Origin of the sequence: Sphingobium yanoikuyae (assembly GCF_034424525.1) — a bacterium.
GTDB lineage: Bacteria > Pseudomonadota > Alphaproteobacteria > Sphingomonadales > Sphingomonadaceae > Sphingobium > Sphingobium yanoikuyae.
The window spans coordinates 1526324-1551529 of the sequence record NZ_CP139979.1 but is presented as its reverse complement, the minus strand read 5'-3'; the positions used below and the strand labels follow the sequence as shown (position 1 = coordinate 1551529).

General features: G+C 65.9%; 20 protein-coding genes. 12 read left to right on the top strand and 8 right to left on the bottom strand.

The window, feature by feature from the left end; genetic code table 11:
• The first annotated feature begins 47 nt into the window (after nt 1–47).
• From U0025_RS07190 to U0025_RS07145, 10 genes are read left to right on the top strand one after another with little or no spacing between them, the layout of a single operon-like run.
• Nucleotides 48–1070 carry a phosphotransferase family protein gene (locus tag U0025_RS07190; protein WP_004212314.1) on the top strand — a complete coding sequence of 341 codons (1023 nt, stop codon included), beginning with the start codon at nt 48–50 and terminating at the stop codon, nt 1068–1070.
• 22 nt (nt 1071–1092) lie between these two features.
• Entirely contained in the window at nt 1093–1833 is a 741-nt protein-coding gene (locus U0025_RS07185; protein WP_004212313.1) for an SDR family NAD(P)-dependent oxidoreductase, read from the top strand.
• 44 nt (nt 1834–1877) lie between these two features.
• Complete coding sequence (locus tag U0025_RS07180) at nt 1878–3107, top strand: acyl-CoA dehydrogenase family protein (protein WP_004212312.1); 1230 nt, start codon at nt 1878–1880, stop codon at nt 3105–3107.
• 28 nt (nt 3108–3135) lie between these two features.
• Entirely contained in the window at nt 3136–4488 is a 1353-nt protein-coding gene (locus U0025_RS07175; RefSeq protein WP_174320758.1) for an MFS transporter, read from the top strand.
• 11 nt (nt 4489–4499) lie between these two features.
• Complete coding sequence (locus U0025_RS07170) at nt 4500–6035, top strand: AMP-binding protein (RefSeq protein ID WP_004212310.1); 1536 nt, start codon at nt 4500–4502, stop codon at nt 6033–6035.
• A 5-nt stretch (nt 6036–6040) separates the two neighbouring features.
• Complete coding sequence (locus U0025_RS07165) at nt 6041–8128, top strand: PQQ-dependent dehydrogenase, methanol/ethanol family (RefSeq protein WP_004212309.1); 2088 nt, start codon at nt 6041–6043, stop codon at nt 8126–8128.
• The gene (locus tag U0025_RS07160) at nt 8115–10190 is read left to right on the top strand and encodes a 3-hydroxyacyl-CoA dehydrogenase NAD-binding domain-containing protein (protein WP_004212308.1); all 2076 of its coding nucleotides are present in this window, start codon (nt 8115–8117) and stop codon (nt 10188–10190) included. Before U0025_RS07165 ends, U0025_RS07160 begins: the two co-directional genes overlap by 14 nt.
• On the top strand, nt 10187–11338 hold the full coding sequence (locus tag U0025_RS07155; RefSeq protein WP_254792208.1) for a thiolase family protein: 1152 nt from the start codon (nt 10187–10189) through the stop codon (nt 11336–11338). Before U0025_RS07160 ends, U0025_RS07155 begins: the two co-directional genes overlap by 4 nt.
• 2 nt (nt 11339–11340) lie before the next feature.
• Nucleotides 11341–11757 carry a Zn-ribbon domain-containing OB-fold protein gene (locus tag U0025_RS07150; RefSeq protein WP_004212305.1) on the top strand — a complete coding sequence of 139 codons (417 nt, stop codon included), beginning with the start codon at nt 11341–11343 and terminating at the stop codon, nt 11755–11757.
• Nucleotides 11758–11759: 2 nt separating this feature from the next.
• The gene (locus U0025_RS07145; protein ID WP_004212303.1) at nt 11760–12812 is read left to right on the top strand and encodes an SMP-30/gluconolactonase/LRE family protein; all 1053 of its coding nucleotides are present in this window, start codon (nt 11760–11762) and stop codon (nt 12810–12812) included.
• Between the two features lie 112 nt (nt 12813–12924).
• Here the strand turns inward: U0025_RS07145 and U0025_RS07140 are convergent, their stop codons facing one another.
• From U0025_RS07140 to U0025_RS07105, 8 genes are all read right to left on the bottom strand, one after another.
• Nucleotides 12925–13902 carry an NADPH:quinone oxidoreductase family protein gene (locus tag U0025_RS07140; RefSeq protein ID WP_037491430.1) on the bottom strand — a complete coding sequence of 326 codons (978 nt, stop codon included), beginning with the start codon at nt 13900–13902 and terminating at the stop codon, nt 12925–12927.
• Between the two features lie 3 nt (nt 13903–13905).
• Entirely contained in the window at nt 13906–14547 is a 642-nt protein-coding gene (locus U0025_RS07135) for a nuclear transport factor 2 family protein (protein ID WP_004212299.1), read from the bottom strand.
• A 2-nt stretch (nt 14548–14549) separates the two neighbouring features.
• Nucleotides 14550–15557 (bottom strand): LLM class flavin-dependent oxidoreductase, encoded by a 1008-nt coding sequence (locus tag U0025_RS07130; RefSeq protein ID WP_004212298.1) that lies wholly within the window; start codon nt 15555–15557, stop codon nt 14550–14552.
• Between the two features lie 34 nt (nt 15558–15591).
• On the bottom strand, nt 15592–17991 hold the full coding sequence (locus U0025_RS07125) for a CaiB/BaiF CoA-transferase family protein (protein WP_004212296.1): 2400 nt from the start codon (nt 17989–17991) through the stop codon (nt 15592–15594).
• A gap of 140 nt (nt 17992–18131) precedes the next feature.
• Nucleotides 18132–18773, bottom strand: a complete 642-nt coding sequence (locus U0025_RS07120) for a flavin reductase family protein (protein ID WP_004212294.1) — start codon at nt 18771–18773, stop codon at nt 18132–18134.
• 3 nt (nt 18774–18776) lie between these two features.
• Nucleotides 18777–19598: an enoyl-CoA hydratase/isomerase family protein gene (locus U0025_RS07115; RefSeq protein WP_004212292.1), complete on the bottom strand. Its 822-nt coding sequence runs from the start codon at nt 19596–19598 to the stop codon at nt 18777–18779.
• A 94-nt stretch (nt 19599–19692) separates the two neighbouring features.
• Entirely contained in the window at nt 19693–20430 is a 738-nt protein-coding gene (locus U0025_RS07110; RefSeq protein WP_004212290.1) for a TetR/AcrR family transcriptional regulator, read from the bottom strand.
• 202 nt (nt 20431–20632) lie between these two features.
• A complete protein-coding gene (locus tag U0025_RS07105) occupies nt 20633–22678 on the bottom strand; it encodes a PQQ-dependent dehydrogenase, methanol/ethanol family (protein WP_004212288.1) in 2046 nt (681 codons plus the stop codon).
• 247 nt (nt 22679–22925) lie between these two features.
• On the opposite strand from U0025_RS07105, the gene U0025_RS07100 reads away from it, so the two are divergent.
• On the top strand, nt 22926–24371 hold the full coding sequence (locus tag U0025_RS07100; RefSeq protein ID WP_157225227.1) for a carboxylesterase/lipase family protein: 1446 nt from the start codon (nt 22926–22928) through the stop codon (nt 24369–24371).
• Nucleotides 24368–25135, top strand: coding sequence for an enoyl-CoA hydratase/isomerase family protein (locus tag U0025_RS07095; protein WP_004212285.1), 768 nt, complete (start codon nt 24368–24370; stop codon nt 25133–25135). The genes U0025_RS07100 and U0025_RS07095 overlap by 4 nt, the downstream gene beginning before the upstream one ends.
• Nucleotides 25136–25206: the final 71 nt, after the last annotated feature.

Sequence of the window (25206 nt, the reverse complement as noted above, 5' to 3'; positions counted from 1 at the left end):
TTGACCTAATCGACGGCTAACAGTCGAAAAAAGCGAGGGATGCCTAAGTGGAATCAGCGGTCGACATCGAGTCGCTGGCGACGTGGATGACGGATCAGGGGCTTGGCGCCGGTCCGATCGACAACGTGACGCCGCTTGCCGGGGGGACGCAGAATATCCTGCTGCGCCTGACCCGCGACGGCCGCGATTATATCTTCCGTCGCCCGCCGGCGCATCCCCGCCCCAACAGCAATGAAACGATGCGGCGCGAGGCCCGGCTGCTGCGCGCCATCGCCGGCACCAATGTCCCCCATCCCGCGCTGATCGCCGATTGCGGCGACGAAAGCGTGCTGGGCGTCGCCTTCTACCTGATGGAGCCGGTCGATGGCTTCAATCCGGTCGGCCAGCTGCCCATGCCCCATGCCGGGTCGCCGGCGATGCGCCATGCCATGGGCCTGGCGCTGGTCGACGGCATCGCCGCATTGGGCGCGCTCGATCATCAGGCGCTGGGCCTGGCCGATTTCGGCCGGCCCGACAATTTCCTCGGCCGCCAGGTCGATCGCTGGCGCAGCCAACTGGCCGGCTATGGCGAATTTGCCGACTGGACCGGGCCGCAGGCGCTGCCCTCGGTCGACGCCATCGCCGCCTGGCTGGAACGGCACCGCCCGGCCGATTTTACCCCCGGCATCATGCATGGCGACTATCATCTCGCCAATGTCATGTACCGCCCCGACAGCGGCGATCTTGCCGCGATCATCGACTGGGAACTGGCAACGATCGGTGATCCGCTGCTGGACCTGGGCTGGGTGCTCGCCACCTGGCCCGACGGCAGCGGCGCCAGCACCGTGTCGGTCACGCCGTGGGAGGGTTTCCCGGCGCCCGCCGAACTGGTCGCGCGCTATGGCGCCGGCTCCGCGCGCGATCTGTCGGCGGTGGACTGGTATCATGTCCTCGCCTGCTACAAGCTCGGCATCCTGCTGGAGGGCACCCATGCCCGCGCCTGTGCCGGCAAGGCCCCACGCGACACCGGCGACCGGCTCCACAGCCGCGCCATCCACCTTTTCGACCGCGCCCAGGCGCTGATCCGCTGACATGCAAGAAGGATGTTCTCCCTTGGGCAATGAACTGGACTTCACCGGAAAGACGGTGCTGGTGGTCGGCGGATCGAGCGGCATCGGCAATGGCATGGCCCAGGCCTTCCTGAAGCGCGGCGCCCGCGTCCATGTCTGGGGCACACGCGCCAGCGCCGCCGACTATGCCGGCGAGGAAGGCTCGGACCTCGACAATATCGGCTATACCCAGGTCGATGTCAGCGATCCCGCCGCGATCGCCGCCGCGCCGGCCCCCTTCGATACGCTGGACATCCTCATCCATTCGCAGGGCGCCGTCCTCTATCGCCGCCAGGAGTTCGAGGTCGACGGCTGGAACAAGGTGATGGCGGTCAATCTCGACTCCATCCTCCACATCTCCAACCGCTTCAAGGATGCGCTCGCCGCCACGAAGGGCGCCGTCATCGTTGTCAGCTCGATCGGCGGGTTCAAGGCGACCTTCGGCAACCCCGCCTATGCCGCGTCCAAGGCCGGCGCCGTCAATCTGGTCCGCGCGCTCGCCATCGCCTGGGCTGGCGAGGGCATCCGCGTCAACGGCATCGCCCCCAGCCTGGTCGATACCAAGATGACCAAGGTGACGATGGACAATGACGAGCGGCGAGACCGCGCGCTGTCGCGCATCCCGCTCGGCCGCTTCGGGTCGGTGGACGAGATGGCCGGCGTCGCCCTGTTCCTCGCCTCCCCCCTCTCCACCTACATCTGCGGGCAGACGCTGATCGTGGACGGCGGCCTCACGCTGACCTGATCCCCCTGCCCGCCTTCGCCCCATTTCCCAAAAGGACCGATCGCATGGATTTCGAATATTCCGACAAGGTGCAGGCGCTGCGGGCGCAGCTCACCGATTTCATGGACGCCCATGTCTATCCGATCGAGAAGGAACGGGATCATTTCCACCATGATCCCGCCCATCTGTGGCAGCGCTGGCCGGGCACCGAGACGATCAAGGCGAAGGCGAAGGAAGCGGGCCTGTGGAACCTGTTCCTGCCCCATGAATATGGGGCATGGAGCCCCGGCCTCACCAACCTCGAATATGCGCCGCTGGCCGAACTGATGGGCCGGGTGATCGGATCATCCGAATATTATAACTGCTCCGCCCCCGATACCGGCAATATGGAAGTGCTCGCCCGCTACGGCACGCCCGAACAGCAGGAAAAATGGCTCAAGCCCCTGCTCGCTGGCGATATCCGCTCCTGCTATGTCATGACCGAGCCGGGCGTCGCCTCGTCCGACGCCACCAATGTCGAGACGACGATCGTCGCCGATGGCGACGACTATGTCATCAACGGCCGCAAATGGTGGATTTCGGGCGCGCTCGATCCGCTGACCAAAGTCTATATCCTGCTCGGTCGCACCCCCAATGCGGACCGGCCGCGCCACCAGCAGCATTCGCAGATCCTGATCCCGGCCGACACGCCGGGAATAGAGATCGTCCGCCCGCTCGACGTGATGAACGCCGTCCACTCGCCCGGCGGCCATGCCGAAATGGTCTTCAAGGATGTGCGCGTGCCCAGGGAAAATCTGATCCTGGGCGAAGGACGCGGGTTCGAGATCGCCCAGGGCCGCCTGGGGCCAGGCCGCATCCATCATTGCATGCGCCTGATCGGCCAGGCCCAGCGCGCACTCGAATATATGGCCCGCCGCGTCGACAGCCGCGTCGCCTTCGGCCGCAAGCTCGCCGATCAGGGCAGCATCCGCCAGGATATCGCCTTGTCCTTCTGCGAGATCGAACAGGCCCGTCTGCTGACGCTCAAGGCCGCCGACGCGATGGACCGTCACGGCAACAAGGTCGCCAAGGATCTGATCGCCGCGATCAAGATCGTCGCCCCGCGCATGACCCAGACGGTCGCCGACCGGGCGATGCAGGTGTTCGGCGGCATCGGCATGGCCAGCGACTTTCCGCCTGCCGCCGCCTTCATGAATGCGCGCTACCTGCGCCTCGCCGACGGGCCGGACGAAGTCCACATGGCCCAGCTCGGCAAGCTCAAGATCGCCGAACTCAACGCATTGCCGCAACGCTGAGAGACGCAAGAGGGCGAAGGGAAGGATCATGCTGATGACCAGCCAGGAGAGAGCCCCGGACGGCGGCGACACCCAGCATCTGGGCACCGCCTGGTGGATGGTGGCCGTGCTGTTCGGCCTCTATGTCCTGTCCTGGGTCGACCGGCTGATCGTGTCGATGCTGGTCACGCCGATCAAGGCGCATCTGCTGCTCAGCGATGTCCAGGTCAGCATGATCACCTCGACTTCCTTCGCCATCTTCTACGCCATTTTCGGCCTGCCGCTCGGCTGGGCGGCGGACCGTTATTCGCGCCGCTGGATCATCTTCGGCGGCGTCGCGCTCTGGGCCGTCGCCACCACCGCCTGCGGCTTCGCGCAAAGCTATGAGGCGCTGCTGGTCGGCCGCATCTTCGTCGGCGTGGGGGAGGCGGCGCTGCTGCCCGCCGCCTATTCGCTGATTGCCGACGCCTTCCCGCCGCGCCTGCTGACCCGCGCCACCTCCACCTTCCAGATGGCGGGCAAGGTCGGCTCTGCCACCGCCTTCGCACTGGGCGGCGTCGCGATCGCCTTCGCCGCCGCGCATAGCGGCATCCATATTCCCTTCCATGGCCCGGCCCAGCCCTGGCAGCTGGTGATGATGATGGTCGGCGTGCCCGGCCTGCTCATTGCCCTGCTGGTCTTCACCTTCCCCGAACCGGGCCGCCGCGGCGCGACCAGGGCCGCGCGCCCGGTTGCGGAAAAGGGCGCGATCGCTGTCTTCGTGCGCCAGAACTGGCGGCTGCTGGCGCTGATGCTGGTCGGCACCTCCTGCCTCGCCATGTGCGGCTATTCGATGACCAACTGGGTGCCGGCCTATATCGAACGGCATTTCGGCTGGAAGCCGGTGCAATATGGCGTGGCGTTGAGCCTGATGAACATCGTTTCGGCCGTGTCGCTGGTAATCAACGGCTGGATCGTCGACCGCCTGTTCACGCGCGGCATGACGGATGCGCATCTGCGCTTCTACAGCTGGCTGATCCTCGGCTTCCTGCCGGTGATCGCCTATATGTTCTTCGCCACCAACGTCTATGTCTTCCTGGTCTGCTACTGCGTCGCGCAGTTCATCACCGTGCCCTTCATGGTCTATGTCTCCTCGATCATGGGGCTGATCGCGCCGGCGACGATCCGCGCGCGGATGCTGGCCTTCTTCCTGTTCGTCTTCACCATATTGGGCCTGGGCGCCGGCCCGGCGATCGTCGCCGCGCTCACCCAATATGTGTTCCGGTCGGAAGCCGCGCTGGGCCAGTCGCTGGCGGTGGTCGTCACCGTCTGCTCGGTCGTCGCCCTCCTCTCCTTCCGCATGGCCCTGCGCTACCTCGCCCCCACCATCGCCGCGCGTGCCGTCCACGCGCCGGCCGCCTGAAAGGACGCCTGATGTCACTCACCCTCCAGGCTGTCGCGCCCGACCGTCGCACCGACATGGCGCTGACCGACGAGCGTGTCTCGCTCGACTGGCTGCAACTGGATGACCTGCTCAATCGCGCCGCCAATGCCCTCAATGGCCTCGACCTGCGCGAACGGCGCGTCGCCGTCTTCGCGCCTAACAGCGCCGAAACCGTGATCGCCTATGTCGCCTGTCTGGAGGCCGGCATTTCCAGCGTCCCGGTCAGCTTCCACCTCACCCCGTCGGAGGCCGCCTATATTTTGAAGGACAGCGGCGCCGTCGCCCTGCTGGTCGGCCCGGAAACGATGGAGGCCGGCCTTGCCGCTGCGGCCGAGGCCGGTGTCGGCACCGTGATCGGCTGGCGCTGTCCCGATCGTGAAGGCATCATCCATTGGGAAGCGTGGCTCGCCGCCGCCTCGACCGCCGAGCCCGACCCCAGCGTGCCGCCGCTGCCCCATCTCCATTATACCTCCGGCACCACCGGCCGGCCCAAGGCGACCGAGACCCCGCCGCAATATTTCCCGCGCGTCGCCACAGTGCAGGCGCTGGCGGAAACCGTGCGCGCCCGCATCACGCCCTCGCCCGGCATCGCTGTCGGCCCGCTCTACCATACCGGCCCGCTCGGCATGGCCCGCAACGTCTTCGGCGGCATGAGCCTCATCACGGTCGAGCATTTCGACGCGGAAAGGGCGCTGGCCCTGATCGAGAAATATCGGGTCGCCGGCTCGGTCATGGTGCCCACCCATTTCCAGCGCATGCTCGCCCTGCCGGAAGAAGTGCGCGCGAAATATGACGTCTCCAGCATCCAGCGCCTCGCCCATACCGGCGCGGCCTGCCCCCGCGCCGTAAAGCAGGCGATGATCGACTGGTTCGGCCCGGTGCTGGTGGAGGCCTATGGCGGCACCGAAGCCGGCTCGACCACCTTCATCACCTCGCCAGAATGGCTGGAACGCCCTGGATCGGTCGGCCGCGCCTTGGCCCCGTTCGAAACCGTCATTTACGGAGACGATGGCGCGGTGCTGGGCGCCAACGAGGTCGGCCAGGTCTATTTCCGTGACACCAGCGGCCATGGCATCGTCTATCGCGGCGACCCGGAAAAGACCGCCGCCGCCCATATCGCGCCGGGCATCTTCACCCTGGGGGAGATGGGCTATGTCGATGATGCCGGCTATCTCTTCATCACCGATCGCGTGTCCGACATGATCGTATCGGGCGGCGTCAACATCTATCCAGCGGAATCCGAACATGTGCTGCTGCGCCATCCCAAGGTGGCCGACATCGCCGTGGTCGCCGCCCCCAATGCGGAAATGGGGGAGGAAGCCCGCGCGCTGGTGATCCCGCGCGATCCGGCCGATCCGCCGAGCGCCGACGAACTCAACGCCTTCTGCCGTGCCAGCCTGGCCGGCTATAAATGTCCGCGCGGCTACGAGATGGTCGATGACATCGGCCGCACCATCATGGGCAAGGTCAACAAGAAGGCGCTGCGCCAGCGTTTCTGGCCGTCCGACCGGACGATCGGGGGCTGATCTACATGCGTCTTGCGTCCCTCACTTTGCCGTTTCTCGCCTTGCTCGCCGCCTGTGCGCCCTCGGGCCAGGCCCGGCGCGACGGCACCGACTGGCCCGGCTATGGCGGCATCGATGAAAATCACTACAGCCCGCTGAAGGACATCAACGACCATAATGTCGGCCGGCTCGGCCTCGCCTGGTATCAGGATATCGAAGGCGGCGGCTCCAGCCTGACCGCACCGATCGCGGTCGACGGTATCCTCTATTATGCCTCGGGCTACAGCGTCGTCCACGCGGTCGACGCCGCCACCGGCCATGAACTATGGACCTATGATCCGCAAAGCTGGAAGGTTGCCGACAAGAAGATGCGCGGCGCCTGGGGCAGTCGCGGCATCGCCTATGACAATGGCGCCGTCTATGTCGGCACGATCGACGGCCGGCTGATCGCCATCAATGCCCGCACCGGGCACAGGCTCTGGTCGACCCAGACCATCGGCAAGGATGACGAACGCTATATCAGCGGCGCGCCCTGGGTGTTCAACGGCAAGGTCTTGATCGGCCATGGCGGCGCCGATTTCGCCCCGATCCGCGGCTATGTCACCGCCTATGACCAGAAGACCGGCAAGCAGCTCTGGCGCTTCTACACCGTGCCCGGCGACCCGAAGCTCGGCTTCGAGAACAAGGCGATGGCGATGGCCGCCAAGACCTGGACCGGCGAGTGGTGGAAATATGGCGGTGGCGGCACCGCCTGGAACGCCATGGCCTATGACCCCAAATATAACCGCATCTATATCGGCGTCGGCAATGGCTCGCCCTGGAACCAGAAGATCCGCAGTCCGGGCGGCGGCGACAATCTCTTCCTCTGCTCGATCGTCGCGCTCGACGCCGACACCGGCGAATATGTCTGGCACTATCAGACCAATCCGGGCGAAACCTGGGACTTCAACTCGGCGATGGACATGGAACTCGCCCGGCTGAAGATCGACGGGCACGAACGCGACGTGCTGATGCACGCGCCCAAGAACGGCTTCTTCTACGTCATCGACCGCGCCACCGGAAAGCTTATCTCCGCCCGCAACATCGTCCCGGTCAACTGGGCCAGCGGCATCGACGTCAAGAGTGGCCGACCAATCGAAAACCCCGCCGCCCGCTATCCCGGCGGCAAGGCGGCGATCGTCTACCCCTCGCCCTTTGGTGCCCATAATATCGAGGCGATGTCCTTCAATCCGGGCAGCGGCCTCGTCTATATCCCGACGATGGACCAGGGCCGCGTCTATATCGACCCGGCCGAACCGCTTAAGGGTTGGAAGCATCTGGACGGCCAGCGCATCAGCGTCGGCACCGGCGCGCCACCGCCCGGCGTCACGCCCGATCGTCCCGCCACCAGCTTCCTGCTCGCCTGGAACCCGGTGACGCAGAGCGAGGCCTGGCGCATTCCCATGCCCGGCCTGCGCGGCGGCGGCGGCACCGCGACCACGGCCGGCAATCTGCTGTTCCAGGGCAATGCCGGCGGCAAGTTCGTCGCCTATGCCGCCATCAGCGGCAAGCCGCTCTGGTCGTTCGACGCCCAGACGGCCGTGATGGCCCAGCCGATCAGCTATCGCGCGCGCGGCAAACAATATGTGACGGTGATCGCCGGCTCCCGCTTCCCCAGCGCGATCGGCCTGCCACGCGAATGGAATTACCGCACCCAGCAATGGCGCGTCCTGACCTTCGCCCTCGATGGCAAGGCGGCGCTGCCGAGGGTCGATCCCGTCGACATGCCGGTGATCGACGATCCCGCCTTCGCCGTCGATCCGGCCAGGGCCGCCATCGGCGCCACCGTCTTTGGCCAGCGCTGCTCCATCTGCCATGGCGCCAACGCCGTGTCGGGCGGCGCCGCGCCGGACCTGCTCCAGTCGGGCGTTCCGCTCGACACCGCCAGCATGAAGGATGTGCTGCACAACGGCATCCTGCGCGAACGAGGCATGCCGCGCTTCCAGGAACTGACCGACGACGAGATCGCCGGACTCCAGCATTATTTCCGCCAACGCGCCCGTCAGGTGCTGGCCGCGCAATCCGCCGGCCAGCCGGGCGCCCAAACGCACAGAGGCTTGAATGAAGGTCAATGACGTCGTCACCTATGCGGTGGAAGGCTCCATCGCGGTCATCACGGTCAACTCGCCGCCGGTGAACGCCCTCTCCAACGCCGTGCGCCAGGGCGTCGCCAGCGCGGTCGAGACCGCCATCGGCGATCCCGCCGTCGGCGCGATGGTGCTGATCTGCGAAGGGCGCACCTTCTTCGCCGGCGCGGACATCACCGAATTCGGCAAGCCGCCGGTCGAACCCACGCTGCGCAACCTGCAACTGGTGGTGGAAAATGCCACCAAGCCGGTGATCGCCGCTATCCACGGCACGGCGCTGGGCGGGGGCCTGGAACTCGCGCTGGTCGCCCATTATCGCATCGCCGTGCCCTCGGCCAAATGCGGCCTGCCCGAAGTCAATCTGGGCCTGCTACCCGGCGCCGGCGGTACCCAGCGCCTGCCCCGCATCGTCGGCGTCGAAAAGGCGCTGGACCTCATGACCGCCGGCAGCCCGGTCTCGGCGAAAGCCGCAAAGGAAATGGGCCTGATCGACGAACTCGCCATCGAAGGCCAGTTGCGCGCCGACGCCATCGCCCTTGCCCAGCGCGTGCTCGATGAAGGACGCCCGCTGCTCAAGGTCCGCGACCGCACCGAGAAGCTGGACGAAGCGCGCGGCAAGCCCGAAATCTTCGCCGATTTCCGCAAGGCCAATGCCCGCAAATTCCGTGGCTTCAACGCCCCCGAAGCGATCATCCGCTGCGTCGAGGCGTCGCTGGACCTGCCCTTTGACGAGGGCATGACCTTCGAGCGGCAATTGTTCAACGAACTGCAGGCCGACAGCCAGTCCGCCGCCCAGCGCCATGTCTTCTTCGCCGAGCGTCAGGCCGCCAAGGTCGACAGCCTGCCCGCCGACACCCCGATCCTGCCGATCGCCAAGGTCGGCGTCATCGGCGCCGGCACCATGGGCGGCGGCATCGCGATGAACTTCGCCAATGCCGGCATCCCCGTCACCCTGGTCGAGACCAACGAGGACGCGCTGTTCCGCGGCCTGCGCATCATCCGCGGCAATTATGAGACGACCGCCAAGAAGGGCAAGATGAAGCCCGAGGATGTCGACACCCGCATGGGCCTGCTCACCGGATCGATCGCGATGGAGGATCTGGCCGATTGCGACCTCATCATCGAAGCGGTGTTCGAGCAGATCGACGTCAAGCGCGAGGTCTTCGGCAAACTGGACAGGATCGCCAAGCCGGGCGCCATCCTCGCCACCAACACCTCCTATCTCGACATTGACGACATCGCCGCCGCCACCAGCCGGCCCGACAGCGTCGTCGGCCTCCATTTCTTCTCGCCGGCCAATGTCATGAAGCTGCTGGAGGTGGTCCGCACCAAAGACACGAAGCCGGAAATCATCGCCACCGCCATGAAGCTCGCCAAGACGATCGGCAAGATCGGCGTGCTGGTCGGCAATGGCTATGGTTTCGTCGGCAACCGCATCCTCGCCGCTCGCAATACGCAGGCGGACCAGCTGATCCTCGAAGGAGCCACGCCCTGGGCGGTCGACAAGGTGCTGTATGACTTCGGCTTTGCCATGGGCCATTTCCAGATGCGCGATCTGGTCGGGCTCGATGTCGGCTGGAACCCCAAGACGACCAGCTCGGCCAATGTCCGCGAAATCCTCAACGAAATGGGCCGCCATGGACAGAAGACGAAGGGTGGCTTCTACGATTATGACGAGAACCGCAAGCAGACCCCCTCGCCGGTCGCGATGCAGGTGATCGAGGATTTCGCCGCGAAACAGGGCATGACCCGCCGTGACATCAGTGACGCGGAAATCCAGGATCGCATCCTCTTCGCCATGGTGAATGAGGGCGCCCGCATCCTTGACGAAGGCATCGCCTCGCGCGCGTCGGACATCGATATCGTCTGGATCACCGGCTATGGCTGGCCGAAATATCGCGGCGGCCCGATGTTCTGGGCCGATCTCCAGGGGCTTCCCACCGTCCTCGACCGGCTGAAGGCACTGGAGGCCGCGCATGGCGCCGCCTTCACTCCCTCCCCGCTGATCGAACGACTGGTGGCACAGCGCAAGGGGTTCAAGGACGCATGATGAAGGGCAACAAAGTCGCCATCACCGGCATTGGCGAAACCGCTTTCCTGCGCAAGGGCGAGGAAACGGTGATGCAGATGATGACCCGCGCCAGCCTGGCCGCGATCGCCGATGCGGGCCTCATCCCCGCCGATATCGACGGCCATGTCAGCAACAAATATGTCGGCCACCCGTCGGAGGAGGTAGCCCATGCGATCGGCGCCGCGACCAGGCGCTTCACCGCCGTCGCCGACACGGCGGGCGGCACCGCCACCACCGGTGACGCGCTGCGGCTGGCGCAGCTCGCGATCGAGGCCGGGCTCGCCCGCCATGTCCTCGTCCCCTATGCCATTCGCTCGACCAAGCCGGGCGGCGTCTATGGCTTCCACGCGCGCGAGCCGCAAAAGGCGGGGCTGGAAATGCCCGCCGGCTTCTTCGGCCAGCCCACCTATTTCGCCACCATGGCCAATCGCTACGCCCATGAATTCGGCATGAGCGAGGAGGAACTGGCCTCGGTCTCGATGACATATCGCGCCTGGGCGGCGCTGACCCCCGGCGCGCAGAAGCGCGATCCGATGGACCTCGACGCCTATCGCCAGACGCCGATGATCTCGACCCCGCTGCGCGTCGCCGACTGCTGCCTCACCACCGATGGCGGCGGCGCCTATGTGGTGAGCGCGGTGGAGGCCGCCCGCGACCTGCCTCATCCGGTGATATCGGTGCAGGGCGTCGGCATCGGCTACAACAATTACCCCCATGGCGTGCTGTTCACGCAAAAGCCCTGCACTTTCGACTATCCCGGCTGGGACTCCGCGGCGCAGGCCTATGCCATGGCCGGCGTCGACCCCAAGGATCTGGACCTCGCCCAGGTCTATGACGGCTTCTCCATCTCGGCCATCGTCCAGACCGAGATGCTGGGCCTGTGCGATCGCGGCGAAGGCGCGCGCTTCTACGCCGCCGGCCATGCCAAACCGGGCGGCCGGATGCCGGTCAACACCAGCGGCGGCCATATGTCGGGCGGCTATGTCCCCGGCATCAACCTGCTGATCGAGGCCGTGCGCCAGCTGCGCGGGCAGGAGGGCGACCGCCAGGTGCCCGATGCCCGCCTCTGCGCCGTCGCGGGCCTGGGCGGCAATAATCATTCCACCACCATCCTTGCGAGGGACTGACCATGGGCATTCCCATCTATCCCGTCCATCTGGAAGACCCGCTGTTCCAGGGTTTCTACGACGGCCTCGATGCCGGCGAACTGCGCATCACCGCCGACGCGGAAACCGGCGAATGGGTCTGGTATCCGCCAGAGGTCGTCCCCGGAAAGCCCGATGCCGTGCTGGAATGGCGCCCGGTCTCGGCCGAGGGCAAGGCCTATAGCTTCACCACCGTGATCCGCAGCCTGCTGCCCGGCGACCACAAGGCTGAAGTCCCCTACACCGTCATCCTGTTCGAGCCCGACGATGCGCCGGGCGTGCGGATTGCGGGCATATTGGTCGATGACGACGGCGTGGAACCGGCCTGCGACATGCGCCTGCGCTTCCGCCCGGTCGAGGCGGACGATCATCGCATCGCCGGCTTTGCGCCGGTTCGCTGAAGATGGCCGCTGACAGGGCGGTCGACCGGCGCACGGCCATGCTCGGCGGCGCGGCACTCGCGCTCGCCGGCTGCACCCGCGCCGCCCCGTCGCGCGCGTCCACTGTCCCGGCACCGCTGACCCCGGCCGATTTCAGCCTGGTCATCGACGGGCTCGACCATGCCGAGGGTGTCGCCAGCGCCCCCGACGGCCGCCTGTTCCTGTCCAACAGCGGTGGCGCGATCGGCGTGCTGGCACCGGGACAGCCGCTGCGGCAGGTCGGCGCCCCGCTCGCCGCCAATGGCGTCGCCGTCGATGCACAGGGCCGCGTCATCGTCGCCAATATGGGCCTGCTCAAGCAGCAGCCCGGCCCGCTCCAGCGCATCACCCTCGAAACCGGCAGGGTCGAAACGCTCGTCTCGGAACTGGAGGGGCGCCAACTCGTCGCCTCCAACGGCCCCGCCACCGCACGGGATGGCAGCATCTATTGCACCCACAGCAGTTGGGGGCCGGTCGCCAATATCGGCACCACCACGCCGGCGGGCTTCATCTACATGGTCCGGCCGGACGGCAGCGCCGCGATCGTCGCACGCGACCTGCGCGGGGTCAACGGCCTCTGCCTCGACCGGGACGAACGCCATGTCTATGCCTCGCTGACCGCCGAAGGGCGCATCCGCCGCTGGCGCCGCAACGCCGACGGCACCCTGGCCGACCCGCAGGATTTCGGCCCGCAACTTGGCACCGTCGTCCCCGACCAGACAGTGAAAGCGATCCTGGCTCTGCCGCCGCTGGAAAAAGCCGCGCTCGGCTATTGCGACGGCATCGCCTTCGACATGGCCGACAATCTCTGGATCACCCTGCCCTTTTCCAATCGGCTGGTCGCGCTGACGCCGCAGGGCCGCCAGATCGACATCCTCCACGATCCCGCCGGCGAAAAGATCGCGATGCCGACCAATCTCTGCTGGGGCGGGCCGGATCGCCGCACCCTCTATGTCGTCTCGCGCGGCAAGGGCATGATCGTCCAGGCCCGCACCACCATCGCCGGCGCCCCGCTCGCCAACTGGCCGACCGGATAAGAGAGATTCGTCATTGCGAGCGTAGCGAAGCAATCCATCTCCCGCCGGTGGATTGCTTCGCTACGCTCGCAATGACGGCATGGGTTGATCTCATTTCCTCCCGCTCTCGCGATCAGGCCATTTCGATCACCACCTTGCCCTGCGCCTTGCGATCCATGATCCAGCGGATCGCCGCCCGGCTCTCGTCAAAGCCGAAGCGCGCGCCGATCGCCGGCCGCAGCCCGCCCTGTTCATACCAGTCATAAAGCTGCGTCATATTGGCGGCATGGATGTCCGGCTCGCGCCGGCTGTGCATCCCCCATGTCACGCCGACGATCGATGCCGTCTTCACCAGCGGCAGGTTCAACGGGATCGCGGGTATGGTCCCGGCGGCAAAGCCGACCACCAGATAGCGCCCGTCCCAGCCCATGGTGCGGAAGGCCGGCTCGGCCAGGTCGCCGCCGACCGGATCGAAGATCACATCGACGCCGCGCTCCCCGGCCAGCGCCTTCACCGCTTGCTTGATGTCGACCTCAGCATAATTGACCGTCTCGTCCGCGCCATGCGCCCGCGCCAGATCCAGCTTCTCCGCGCTGGACGCCGCCGCGATCACCCGCGCCCCCATGCGCTTGCCGATCTCCACCGCCGCCAGCCCGACGCCGCCCGCTGCGCCCAGCACCAACAGCGTCTCGCCGGCCTGCAACCGCCCGCGCTGGCGCAGCCCGTGCAGCGCCGTCGCATAGACCATGGTGAAACCGGCCGCGACATCGAAGCCCATCGCGTCGGGAATGATGCTGGTACGGAAAGCCGGCGCCACCGCCTGCTCGGCAAAGGCCCCCTGGAACGGGATCGCCGCCACCCGGTCGCCGATGCGAAAGCCGCTGACGCCCTCGCCGATCGCATCGACCACCCCGGCCGCCTCGCCACCGGGGATAAAGGGCAAGGGCGGCTTGGTCTGGTAGAGATTCTGGATCATCAGCGCGTCGGGGAAATTGACGCTCGCCGCCCACACCGCCAGCCTGATCTCGCCCGGCCCCGGCCGGGGCACGGGCACGTCGCGGAACGCCAGTTGCTCGGGCGCGCCATGCGCCTCGCACATCAGCGCCCGCACGGATCAGCTACCCAGAAACTGCTGGCGCATCTTGTAATAATCGTCGCTCGGATATTTCTCGCTATGCTGCCCTGCCGGCCAGTCGGCATAGGGCGTCTGCGCCGGTTCGGGCGGCGAGGTATAGTCGGACAGGCCCCGGCGACGAATGATCTTCCACACCCCGTTCCGCCGTTCCAGATCGTCGAGATAGCGGCCCTGGAAGAAGACATCCTCCTCACCCCCGCCTTCCTTGCGATCGCGCCGATGCTGCGCAAAATAATAGCATTCGGAAAAGGCCTTGTCCCCCTTCACATCGACCGAGACATTGGTGATGTGGTGGCAGGCATATTTCAGCGTCGACACGATCTTGAAGGCGAAGCCGACGAAATCGGACGACTTGCCCTCGAACTTGCCATGCTTGTGCGTCGATTCCGGCCAGAACAGCGATCGCAGCAGCGCCTCGTCCGCACGGTCATTGGCCCGCGCATAGGCATAGAGGAGTTCGGTGATCGCCTGCTTGGACTCGATGATGTCCAGCCGCTGGGCCATGTCCATGCCGCTCGCCTTTCCCTTTGGCGCGGCGGCCGATGCTTCGGCGGCGGCCGCCATGCCGATCGGCAGCGCCAGCATGGCGGCCAGCGTGCCGCGACGATTGCGTTCTTCCATGCTCATTCTCCCGGATTTTCCAGCAGGCCCGGCTCGGCGCGCAGGCGCGGCAGCACCTCCTTCTCGAACAGGCGCAGGCTGCGCCACGACACTTCGGGGTCCAGCCCGCCCAGCAGCGCGTGGAAGGTGACGGCGGTGCCCCGGCCCAGACCTTTCAGATATTCAAAACATTCGTCGGGCGTCAGCACCTTGATGTTCGGCATTGCCTTCAGCCCCTCGATCGTCTCGGCGGGCTGGTAGCGTGTCTGGCCGGTGCCGCGCTCCTTGGCCCATTCGGCATAGGCGTTGGTCGCATAGGCGACATGCGGCGCCACCAGCGGCCAGTCGCGATCCGGATCGTCGGAAACATAAAGGAAGCTCGCTGCCGGCTTGCGCAGTTCCTCGGGCGGCGGGAAGCCGGCCTTCTCCCGCTCTTCCTTGTAGAGGGTGAACAGGTCGGGATGGCCGGGGAAATATTGATAGCCGCCCTTGGCCGCGCGGATCGCCGACTTGTCGGTCGACCCGCCCATGTAGATTTTGGGACCACCCGACGTCGCCGGCGCCGGCGTCACCCGCACGCTGCGCTCACGAAACTCGAACGGCTCGCCGGTCCAGGCCTGCTTCAGTGTGGCCATCGCCTCGTTCATGATCGCCAGCCGCTTGCTGATGTCTTTGCCGAACATCTCGAACTCATGCGGGCGATAGCCCATGCCGGCGGTCAGCCACACCCGGCCGGGCGCGATATTGTCCAGCACCGCCAGATCCTCGGCCAGCCGCAGCGGATCATGCATGGTGACGACCAGCGCCGAAAGATGCGCGACGATGTTGTCCGTCGCGCCCAGAATAGACGCCGCCTGCACCATGGAGGACGGGCAATAGCCGCCCTCCGCGCCATGATGCTCGGCCAGGAACACCTGCGTGAAGCCCAGTCTGTCGGCCCATTGCGCCTGCTCGATCGCAGTGCGGTACAGCACGGGATGCGGCGCGCCGAAATCCGGCCGGTTCATGTCGTAACGAAGGTTCAACTGCACCCTTTGGGTTCCTCTTCCCTATTTATGTATTGGTTCAGGCCGCCGAGACGCGTGACTGGATACGGCCGGTCACGTCCGCCGCCTGCATCGCCTTGCCGCTGTCGATCAGCGCGTCGATCGCGTTCGGCGCATAGCCGATCTCGGCCAATATCTGCCGCGTATGCTCGCCCAGCCGCGGCGCGGACTTGCGCGCATGTCCCGGCGTATCGCTCAGATGGATGAAGCTGCCGAACTGGCGGACATGGCCATACATGGAATCGAAATTCTCGATCACCCGGTTGCTGGCCACCGCCCAGTCCTGCCACAGCGCCTCGCGTACCCAGCTCTTGGCCGCCGGTATCTCGCACGGTACACCCGCCGCATCGAGCAGGGCGAAGGCCTCCGCGCTCGTCTTGTCGGCAAACCAGGGCTCCAGCGCCGCCAGCAGCGCCGCGTCATGCAGCGACCGTTCCTTTGGCGAGGCAAAGCGCGGATCGTCGATCAGCCCAGCCTGCCCCACCGCCCGCGCCAGCGCCGCGAAGCGATCGTCCTGCCGACACGCAATGCAGAGCCAGCCGTCGCTGGTGCGATAGAGCCGGTCGAGCGCATTATAGCCGGCCTGATCCTTGTCGAGGCGGAAGCCGTAGACGACCTTCTTGTCGGCATCCAGGAAATGCTCGGACGTGGTCCACAGGCTCGAATGAAGCTGGGGTATCTCCATATAGTCACCGACGCCGCTGATCGCGCGCCGCTCCAGCCCCATCAATATGCCCGCTGCGCCCAGAAAGCCGTTATTATAATCCTCATTTCCGAACACCGACCGGGTCGGCGGATTGCCCGCGCCGCCCCCTTCATAGAGCAGGCCGGTCCAGCCCGACACCAAAGGCGCAAAGCTCTTGAGCAGCGACTTGGGGCCCCTGGAGCCATAGCCGGGCAGATAGACATAGAGCAGGCGCGGATTGATCTTCGACAGCGCCTCATAGCCGATGCCCAGCTTGTCGGCCTTGCCGGGGCGCAGATTATGGGTGACGACATCGGCCTCACGCACCAGCTTCAGCGCCGCCTCCAGCGCCTCGGGCTGCTTGAGGTTCAGCACGATATCGCGCTTGCCGCGCTGTGCCGCGTCGAAACAGTCCGGCAGCGGCCGCATCTGGTCGCCGTCGGGCGTCTCCACCTTGATGACGTCGGCGCCCAGGTCCGACAGCAGCCGCCCGCCAAAACCCACCGCGAAGAAGGAGGAGAAGTCCACCACCTTGATGCCTTCGAGCGGCCGATCGAGCGGTTTGCCCTCTGCCGCCAGTTCGCCCCGCTTGCGCGCGATCAGATCGGCCAGCACGCCATTGTCGGCACCGATAGCCGGCGCCGGGCGCGGCGCGGCGCAGGGCGTGCGATCGAACCGCACGGCGGGAGCCGCCTGATAGATGGTGCCGAACTCCGCGTCCGGCAGCGCAATCCGCTGGCCGACAAATTCGACCTGCTCGTCCAGCAGCACTTCGGCCGGTTCCAGCACCGGCAGCGCCGCCACATCAGCCGCCTGGAACAGCGCGATCCATTCGGCGCGCGGGCGCGCCTTGAACGCATCGAAAATCTCGACGCGGGCGATATGATATTCGTCGTCGCTCAATGGCACCGACATTTCGGCCGCGCCCTTGACCGCCGACACCCGGTCGCCAAAGCCCAGCTGATCCATCGCCGCCTTGAAGCCGCCCTGGCCGCCGGTATGGATCTGCAGGAACAGGCCGTCGCCGCATTCGAACATGCCTGTCACCAGCCGGGTCCGGCCGAACCGGTCGACCGCCCCGGAATCCCCCGCCTTGATGTAGGAAATCCCCTCTTCCTGCCACCAGTTGTTCATCGGCGACTGGGCCAGCATCGCGTCGAGCAGCGAGGATTCGACCTTCTGTCCCTTGCCGCTCGACCGCCGCGCCCGGATCGCCGTCAGCGCGCCGATCACCCCCAGAAACGCCTGACCATAATGAAGCGCGGGATGGCCGAGATAGACCGGCCCTTCGCGGAATGGACTGGACTTGTCGATCATCGTGCCGAGCAGCGCCGCCGCCAGCCCCTCGCCGCGCGGTCGATCGGCAAAGGGCGTGTCCGCGCCATAGGCGGTCAGCGCCGACACGATCAGCTCCGGATAGTCGCGCGCCAGGCTTTCACCGTCCAGGCCGAGCGCCTTCGCTTCTCCCTCCTCCAGCGCATGGATGAAGATGTCCGCTCCGCTCAGCAGCCCGCGCAGCGCCGCCCGGTCGTCCGCATCGGCAACGTCCAGCTCAACGCTGCGCTTGGACCGGTCCCAGCTCTTGCGGGTCAGTTCATGGGCGAAATAGGCGCCGCCCCTGGGCTCGACCTTCAGCACGTCGGCGCCATGGTCGGCGAGCAGCATGCCCGCAATCGCGACCGGCATTTCGGTCGACAGCTCGATAACGACAAGATGGTCCAGAGGGCCGGGCATCACGCACTCCTGTTTGGCGGTCTGCGCCGCCTCTTCTGGGATCTGGCCGGTAGTGCGCGGAATCGCGCCTCCGGCCTTTCCCTTGAAACAGACACGCTTTTTCCCGGCAGCGCAAGTAATATTGCACTATAGGTTCAAATTCATTCCTTGCCCGTCAGCCGCGCCGGATCATAACGCGGCCGGTCCATCTGGAAACTGTCGCCGTTGCGCACATACCAGCCGCTGCCATGGGTGCGGCCGATCAGTTTCATCGCCGGCGTGTCGAAATAGACACGCTCACGATCGGTGATGAATTCGTCGCGGACATGCGCCATGACGATCTCGCCGATGATCACCGTCTGCATCGTGCCGATGTCCATCGCCGCGACCTTGCGGCATTCGAAGCTGACCGGACTGCTGGCGATCAGTGGCGGCGCGACCAGCACCGACGGCGCGGTCTCGATCCCGGCATAGTCGATCTCGCTAACATCGGCCGGCGCATCGACGCTGCAATGGTTCATCTTCTCGGCATCATCCTCGCACACCAGGTTCACGACAAACTCGCCGGTGGCGACGATATTGGTCGCCGTGTTCTTCAGGCCGCGCGACATCGGCTCCTTCAGCAGGCCCAGCGCCACCAGCGGCGGCTCGGTGCCGACGCAGTTGAAGAAGCTGTAGGGTGCGGCATTGACCACGCCAGCCTCGGACCGGGTGGTGACCCAGGCGATCGGACGCGGGGTGATAGTCGAATTGACGATCTTGTAGCGGGTCGCCATCGGCAGGCTGCGCATGTCGAACTGCATGACTTATTCCTTCGCCCCAGTTGCGCCCTTCGCGGCAGCCTTCGCCGCTGCTCGTGCCTTGAACGCCTCGCGGGCGCGGGGCACTTCCTCCCCCGCCTGGCAGGTATGGCAATAGACCAGTTCCAGCGCATGATTGGCCGACAGGTCGCCGCTTTCCGCCTGATCCAGCAGCCGCTTGGTCAGTTCGACCGCATGGGCATTGCCGCCACCGATCGTCGCGCCCAGCGCCAGCGCCTGCGCGACCGCCTCGCCCGGCGGGACCAGCCGGCTGACCAGCCCCAGGCTCAGCGCCTCGGCCGCCTCCAATGTCCGCCCCGAAAAGATGATCTCGGCCGCGCGTGCCCGCCCCAGTTGCTTGGTCAGGAACCAGGCCGCGCCGCCATCGGGCACCAGCCCGAAATCCAGGAACGGCGCACCGAACCGCGCATTGTCAGCAGCGAAAATCATGTCGCAGGCCATCGCCAGGCTCCAGGACACGCCATAGGCGCCGCCCTCCACCGCCGCTACGGTCGGGATCGGCAGCGCGCGCAGCCGGCGGATGATCCGCTGCCCCATCTCCAGCCGAGCGGCGAGCCGCAACGCGCCCTCGCCCCGCGCTGGCGGCAGCTTCACGTCGCCGCCATTGCTGAAATAGCCCTCCGCCCCGCACAATATCAGCATCCGTGCCGGCGTCGCATTTTCCAGCCGGTCGAGCGCAGCGGAAAACTGCTCCCACATGGTGAAGGAGACGGTGTTCTTCGCGCGCGGCCGGTTGAGGGTGATGACGGCGACACCATCCTCGCGCAGCTCGAACAACAGTTCGGGGTCTTCGCTCGGCGCGCTCATCTCACTCTCCCATGCTGATGCCCATGTCGGGCCTGGGGCATGCCTAGACGAGGCGCACACCATGATGCAAGAAAATTTGCATCATGGTGCAGATTCAAGCCGCTTTCGTCTTGGTCTTGGGCGACATCGGCAGCGCGTCCATGCCGCGCTCGGCAATATCCTTGATCAGCGCTTCGACTTCCTTGCGCGCCGCGCCCTTCAGCGAACCGAGCAGGCAGGACAGATAGCTGCTGACCAGACGGACGATCACCTCGTCATCGGGGATGCGGCCCTGTGCCCAATCATTGATCGTCGCATATTCGAAGCGCACCAGATCATCGACCAGCTTGTCGACCTGCACCCAGGGTTGCAGTTGCTTCGCGGCGTCGAGCGCCTCGATCCACTGCTTGTTATGATGGATGGCCGGCGAGTGCATCGCGGTCCAGATGTCGCGGTCGACATCCGAACTGAAATAGAGCGCCATGATCGCCTTGATATAATTGCGGATCTCCCGGTTGCGCTGGACGACCGAGATCATCCGCTCCAGATTATGCTGCATCGTGCCGGGCGGGCTCGAATAGACGATGCGGCTGACATATTCGTCGAAATATTCCTGGATCGCGGTGGCGATCATGCGCTCACGGGTCTGAAAGGCGTTGTAGAGCGTCCGCTTGGCGACGCCCGCGCGCTGGCCGATCTCGTTCATGCTCAGCGCCGCGATCCCCTGCTCGGCGATCACCTTGCGCGTTTCCTCCAATATCCGGCGACGGCGTTCGATGATCGCCGGACTGGAATAGGTCTGCGGCCGATCGCCATTTTCCTTGAGGTCAGCCATGTCCTTGTCCGTCGTCAAATTCGCTCATCCTCCCCGAGGCGCGCCCGGCGGGGGCACGTAACCGACGATCATAACGCAATTGCATGAACGTGCAAATTTGATGCCGCACGGCTGGACTTTGTGCAAGCCCCCGCTCGGCGCAGACAAGGAGCCCCGCCTCCCGATGAAAGGAAGCGGGGCGAAGCAGCATCCGCCACAAGGGGACGGATGCCATGGGAGGTCAGTTCGCCTTGGGCGCGGTTTCCCGCGCGCGCTGGCGGATATAATGGCGCAGCCCTTCCAGATCGGCGTCGCTCAATTGCTCGAAGGCGCCCATGCCGCGCGCCATCAGCGCCCCGTCATGCACCACCGACTTGAACGTCTCCGCGTCCAGCGGCACCGCCGACTTGCGCAGGTCGGGCGCGGCGCCGCCCGCCATCATGCCCGCGCCATGACAGATGACGCAGCTGCTATTGTATATGCCGCCGCCGACCTTGGCCTTGGCGGCGTCGACGATGAAGGCCGGATCATCCTGGATCGGCTCGTCCACCGGCTCGAACTTGGGCAGCGCTTTGGTGCCGCCGATCGCAAAGGTCAGCACCCGGCGCTGCTGCTGGCGATAATCCCAGTTGGGCACGTTGGGGAAGCTGCTGCGGAAACCGGTGATCACCGACACATATTGCTTGCCGCCGACCGTATAGCTGATCGGCGCGGACAATATGCCGTTCTGCGCCGGGAAGGACCAGAGCTTGCGCCCGTCGGTCGCGGAATAGGCGTTGAAATTGCCGTCATTGGTGCCCTGGAACAGCAGGCCGCCACCGGTCGCCATGATGCCGCCATTGAACACGCCAGGTTGCGGCACCGACCAGGCGACCTTGTTGTTGGCGACGTCGAAGGCGACCAGCTTGCTCACCGCGGCGGGCGGCACCAGATTGGCCGGCGGCGCGCCCAGACCGGTATTGACCATCATCCCCGGCTTGTAGGTCCAGTCCTTCACATTGGCCGGATCGACGAACACGCGGCCGCCCTCCATCACCGGAATATAGCTGAGGTTCGTCTTGGGACTGAACGCCATCGCCTGGACGCCATGCGCGCCATTGGGGAAGGGGTACATCATGAACGGCTTGCCGTTCGGATATTGCGCCTCGGGATTGATCTCGGGTCGGCCGGTGACCGGATCGATCCGCTTGGCCCAATTCTGCTTGGCGAACTCGCCGGCCGAGATGAATTTCCCGGTCTCGCGGTCCAGCGCATAGAAGAAGCCGTTCTTGGGCGCATGCATCAGCACCGACCGCATCTTGCCGCCAATCTCGATATCGGCCAGCTCGATATCCATCGCATCGTTGAAATCGTGGCTGTTTTCCGGGTTCACCTGATAGTGCCAGGCATATTCCCCGGTCTTCACGTCGATCGCCACGATCGAGGCGAGATAGAGATTGTCGCCGCCGCCGGGCGAACGGATCTTCTGGTTCCACGGCCAGCCATTGCCCGTGCCCAGGTAGATTCGGTCATATTTGGCGTCATAGGCCATGGCATGCCACACCGTGCCGCCCCCGCCGAACTTCCACCATTCACCGGTCCAGGTCTTGGCCGCCGCCTCCATCGCCTTGTTCTCGAAGCCCTTGGCCGGATCGCCCGGCACCACGAACCAGCGCCACGCCTTCTTGCCGGTCTTGGCATCATAGGCGGTCACATAGCCGCGGGTCGGGCTGTAATCCGCGCCGCCAAAGCCGACCACGATCTTGTCGCCGGCGACCCATGGCGGGCCGGTGATATAGCCGTTTTCCGCCTCGTCCAGCGTCTGGACCGACCAGCGCGGCTTGCCGGTCTTGGCGTCGACCGCGATCAGCCGGCCTTCGCGGGTGGCGGTATAGATCAGCCCGTCCTTATAGGCGATGCCGCGCGTGCCCCAGCCGGCGCGCATCCGCCATTTCGCCTCCGGCTGGCTCGCCACATCGGGATCATATTGCCAAAGCAACTTGCCGGTCTTGGCGTCGAGCGCATGGACGACCGACAGGCCGACCGCGAAATAGAGCACGCCATCTATCGCTAGCGGCTGGGTATAGCTGTCATAGGTGTCGATATCATAGGACCAGGCGAGGCCGAGCTTGCCGACATTGTCGGCGCTGATCTGGTCGAGCGCGCTATAATGCTGCTCCTTGTCGTCGCCGCCAAAGCTGGACCAGTTGGCGGTCGGTCCGCCCGGCGCTGCGCTGTCCGCTCCGCAGGCGACCAGCCCGCTCGCCAGAGCCAGGATCGCCACGGCCGTCGACACTCTTCCCTTCATGCTCTCATCCTTCTCCGTGCGCCCCTGTTCGCGCCTCTTTATATTGCACCTTGGTGCAGATTCATGACCCTGTCAACGCGCCTGCGCGCTTGACAGCGATAATCGTCTCCAACATTATTATGCACCATAGGGCAAAATTGATGAGGGGATGATGGAGATGGTGCAGCGCCCTGTCGCCTGCGCGGCTACGGCCGTCGCTTTATGGGCAAGCCTTGGAAATGCCGCGCCTTCTTCGGCACCGCCCCGATTGTCCACCACGTCCGGGCCGATCCGCGGCGTGATGCGCGACGATGTCCGCTTCTTTGGCGGCATCCCCTATGCCGCGCCGCCGGTCGGCGCCAATCGCTGGCGCGCACCGCAACCGGTCCGCTCCTGGAAGACCGAGCGTGACGCTACAGGCTTTGCTGCCGATTGCCCCCAGCCACAGCGCAAAGGGGACGCCGCCTTCCCCCAGGATGAAAATTGCCTGACCCTCAACGTCGCCTCGCCCGACCTTGGCGCCCGCAAATTGCCGGTGCTGTTCGTCGCCCATGGTGGCGCCTATTTCGTCGGCTCGGGTCGGGAGCCGTTCCGCAACGGCATGCCGCCGCTGGTCAAGCGGGGTGTCGTCCTCGTCGCCCCCAATTACCGCATCGGGCGGCTCGGCTTCTTCGCCCATCCCGCCTTGACAAAAGAAGCGCCCAAGGCGACCGCCAATTTCTGGCTGATGGACCAGGTCGCGGCGCTGCACTGGGTCAGGCAGAATATCGCCCGCTTCGGCGGCGATCCCGACAATGTGACCATCATCGGCTGTTCGGCAGGCGGCTCCAGCATCAATGCGCTGATGGCGACGCCGATGGCCAGGGGCCTGTTCGCCCGCGCCAGCGCCCATTCGGCCGGCGGCCTGTTCAACGCCAACCGCCCCCTGCCCCAGGCGCAGGAACAGGGACTGGCCTTTGCCCAGCGCACCGGCGTGACCGGCGATGGCTCGCCATCGCTCGCTGCCCTGCGCAGGCTCAGCGTCGCACAGGTGCTGGCCGGCGACAGCGGCGCGCCGGACTTTGGCGCAACCGTCGATGGCAGCTGGCTCCCTGCTCCCCTTTCCACCCTGTTCGCAAGGGGCCAGATCGCGCATGTCCCGCTGATCAGCGGATCGACCAGCAACGAAGCCAGCGTCTTTGGCCTGATGGGCTTTGGCCGGGCCGAAATGGCGCGCCGCTTCGGCATCGATCTGTCGGCCGTGTCCGCCAGCTATAACCTGTCCGAAGAGGCGGAATTGCTGCGCCAGGTGCAAACCGATTTCCTGTTCACCTCGGCGGCGCTCGGCATGACCCAGCTGGCGGCCCGCGCCGGCCTGCCGGCGCGCGCCTATCAGTTCGATTTCGTGCCGCCCGAGCAGCGCAGTTCGAAACCCGGCGCAGACCATTGCGCCGACCGGCTGTTCTGGCTCGGCCAGTCCCCCTCGGCCGATGCGGAAAGCCGGGCACTCGCCAGAACCATGTCAGGCTGGATGCTGAACTATGTGCGGAGCGGCGATCCTAACGGCCCCGGCCTGCCGCCATGGCCCGCCAGCCAGGACGGTCGCACCAACCCACTGGTCATCGGCCAGCATATCGCCGCCACCCCGGACTTCCGCGCCCGCCAGCTCGCCCCCTGGTTCGACAAATGGCAGCGGGAAAGTGGCCAGTCCTTCGGCTGGACGCCCACGCCATGACCTTACGGCTGGAGCATGACGGCGCAGTGGCGATCGTGACGCTCGATCGCCCCGACCGGCGCAATGCGTTCACCATGGCGATGCGCAGCGAGATCGCCACGCTGTTCGACGATCTCGCCCAGGATGACGGGGTTCGGGCGGTCGTCCTGACCGGCGCAGGCGGGCATTTCTGCTCGGGCGCCGATACCGGCGAAATGGGCGCCGCCGACAGTGCCGCTTTCCTCAAGCGGATGCGCGCGCTCCACCGCATGATCCGCGCCATCATGACCATGCCCAAGCCGGTCATCGCAGCGGTCGACGGCGTCTGCGTCGGTGCCGGCTGGAGCCTGGCGCTCGCCTGCGACCTGATCCTCGCCAGCCCGAACGCCAGCTTCGCCCAGTTGTTCGGCCGGATAGGCTATGCCCCCGACGCCGGCGCCATCTGGCAATTGACCCGGCTGGTCGGCCCGATGCGCGCGAAGGAAATCGTCTATAGCGGCCGGACGCTGACCGCCGATGAAGCCTTGCAGCTCGGCCTCATCCTCTCGATCGAGGCAGGCCGCCCGATCCGCGATGCCGCCGTCGACCTGGCCACCCGCCTTGCGAAGGGGCCGCCTGTCGCGCATGCGATGAGCAAACAGTTGTTCGAGGCGACCACGCTATCCTTCGACCAGTTCCTCGACCGCGAGTTCTTGGTCCAGCCGCTGCTGGCGACCACCGCCGATCATCGCGAGGGGCTGGCCGCAACGCGGGACAAGCGCGCCCCGAACTTCATCGGCCGATAATCACCTCATCAGCCTTGCCATCATGATCTCCATGGGGAACGGTGCAGCACGCCCCTGTCAATTTTGCTGTC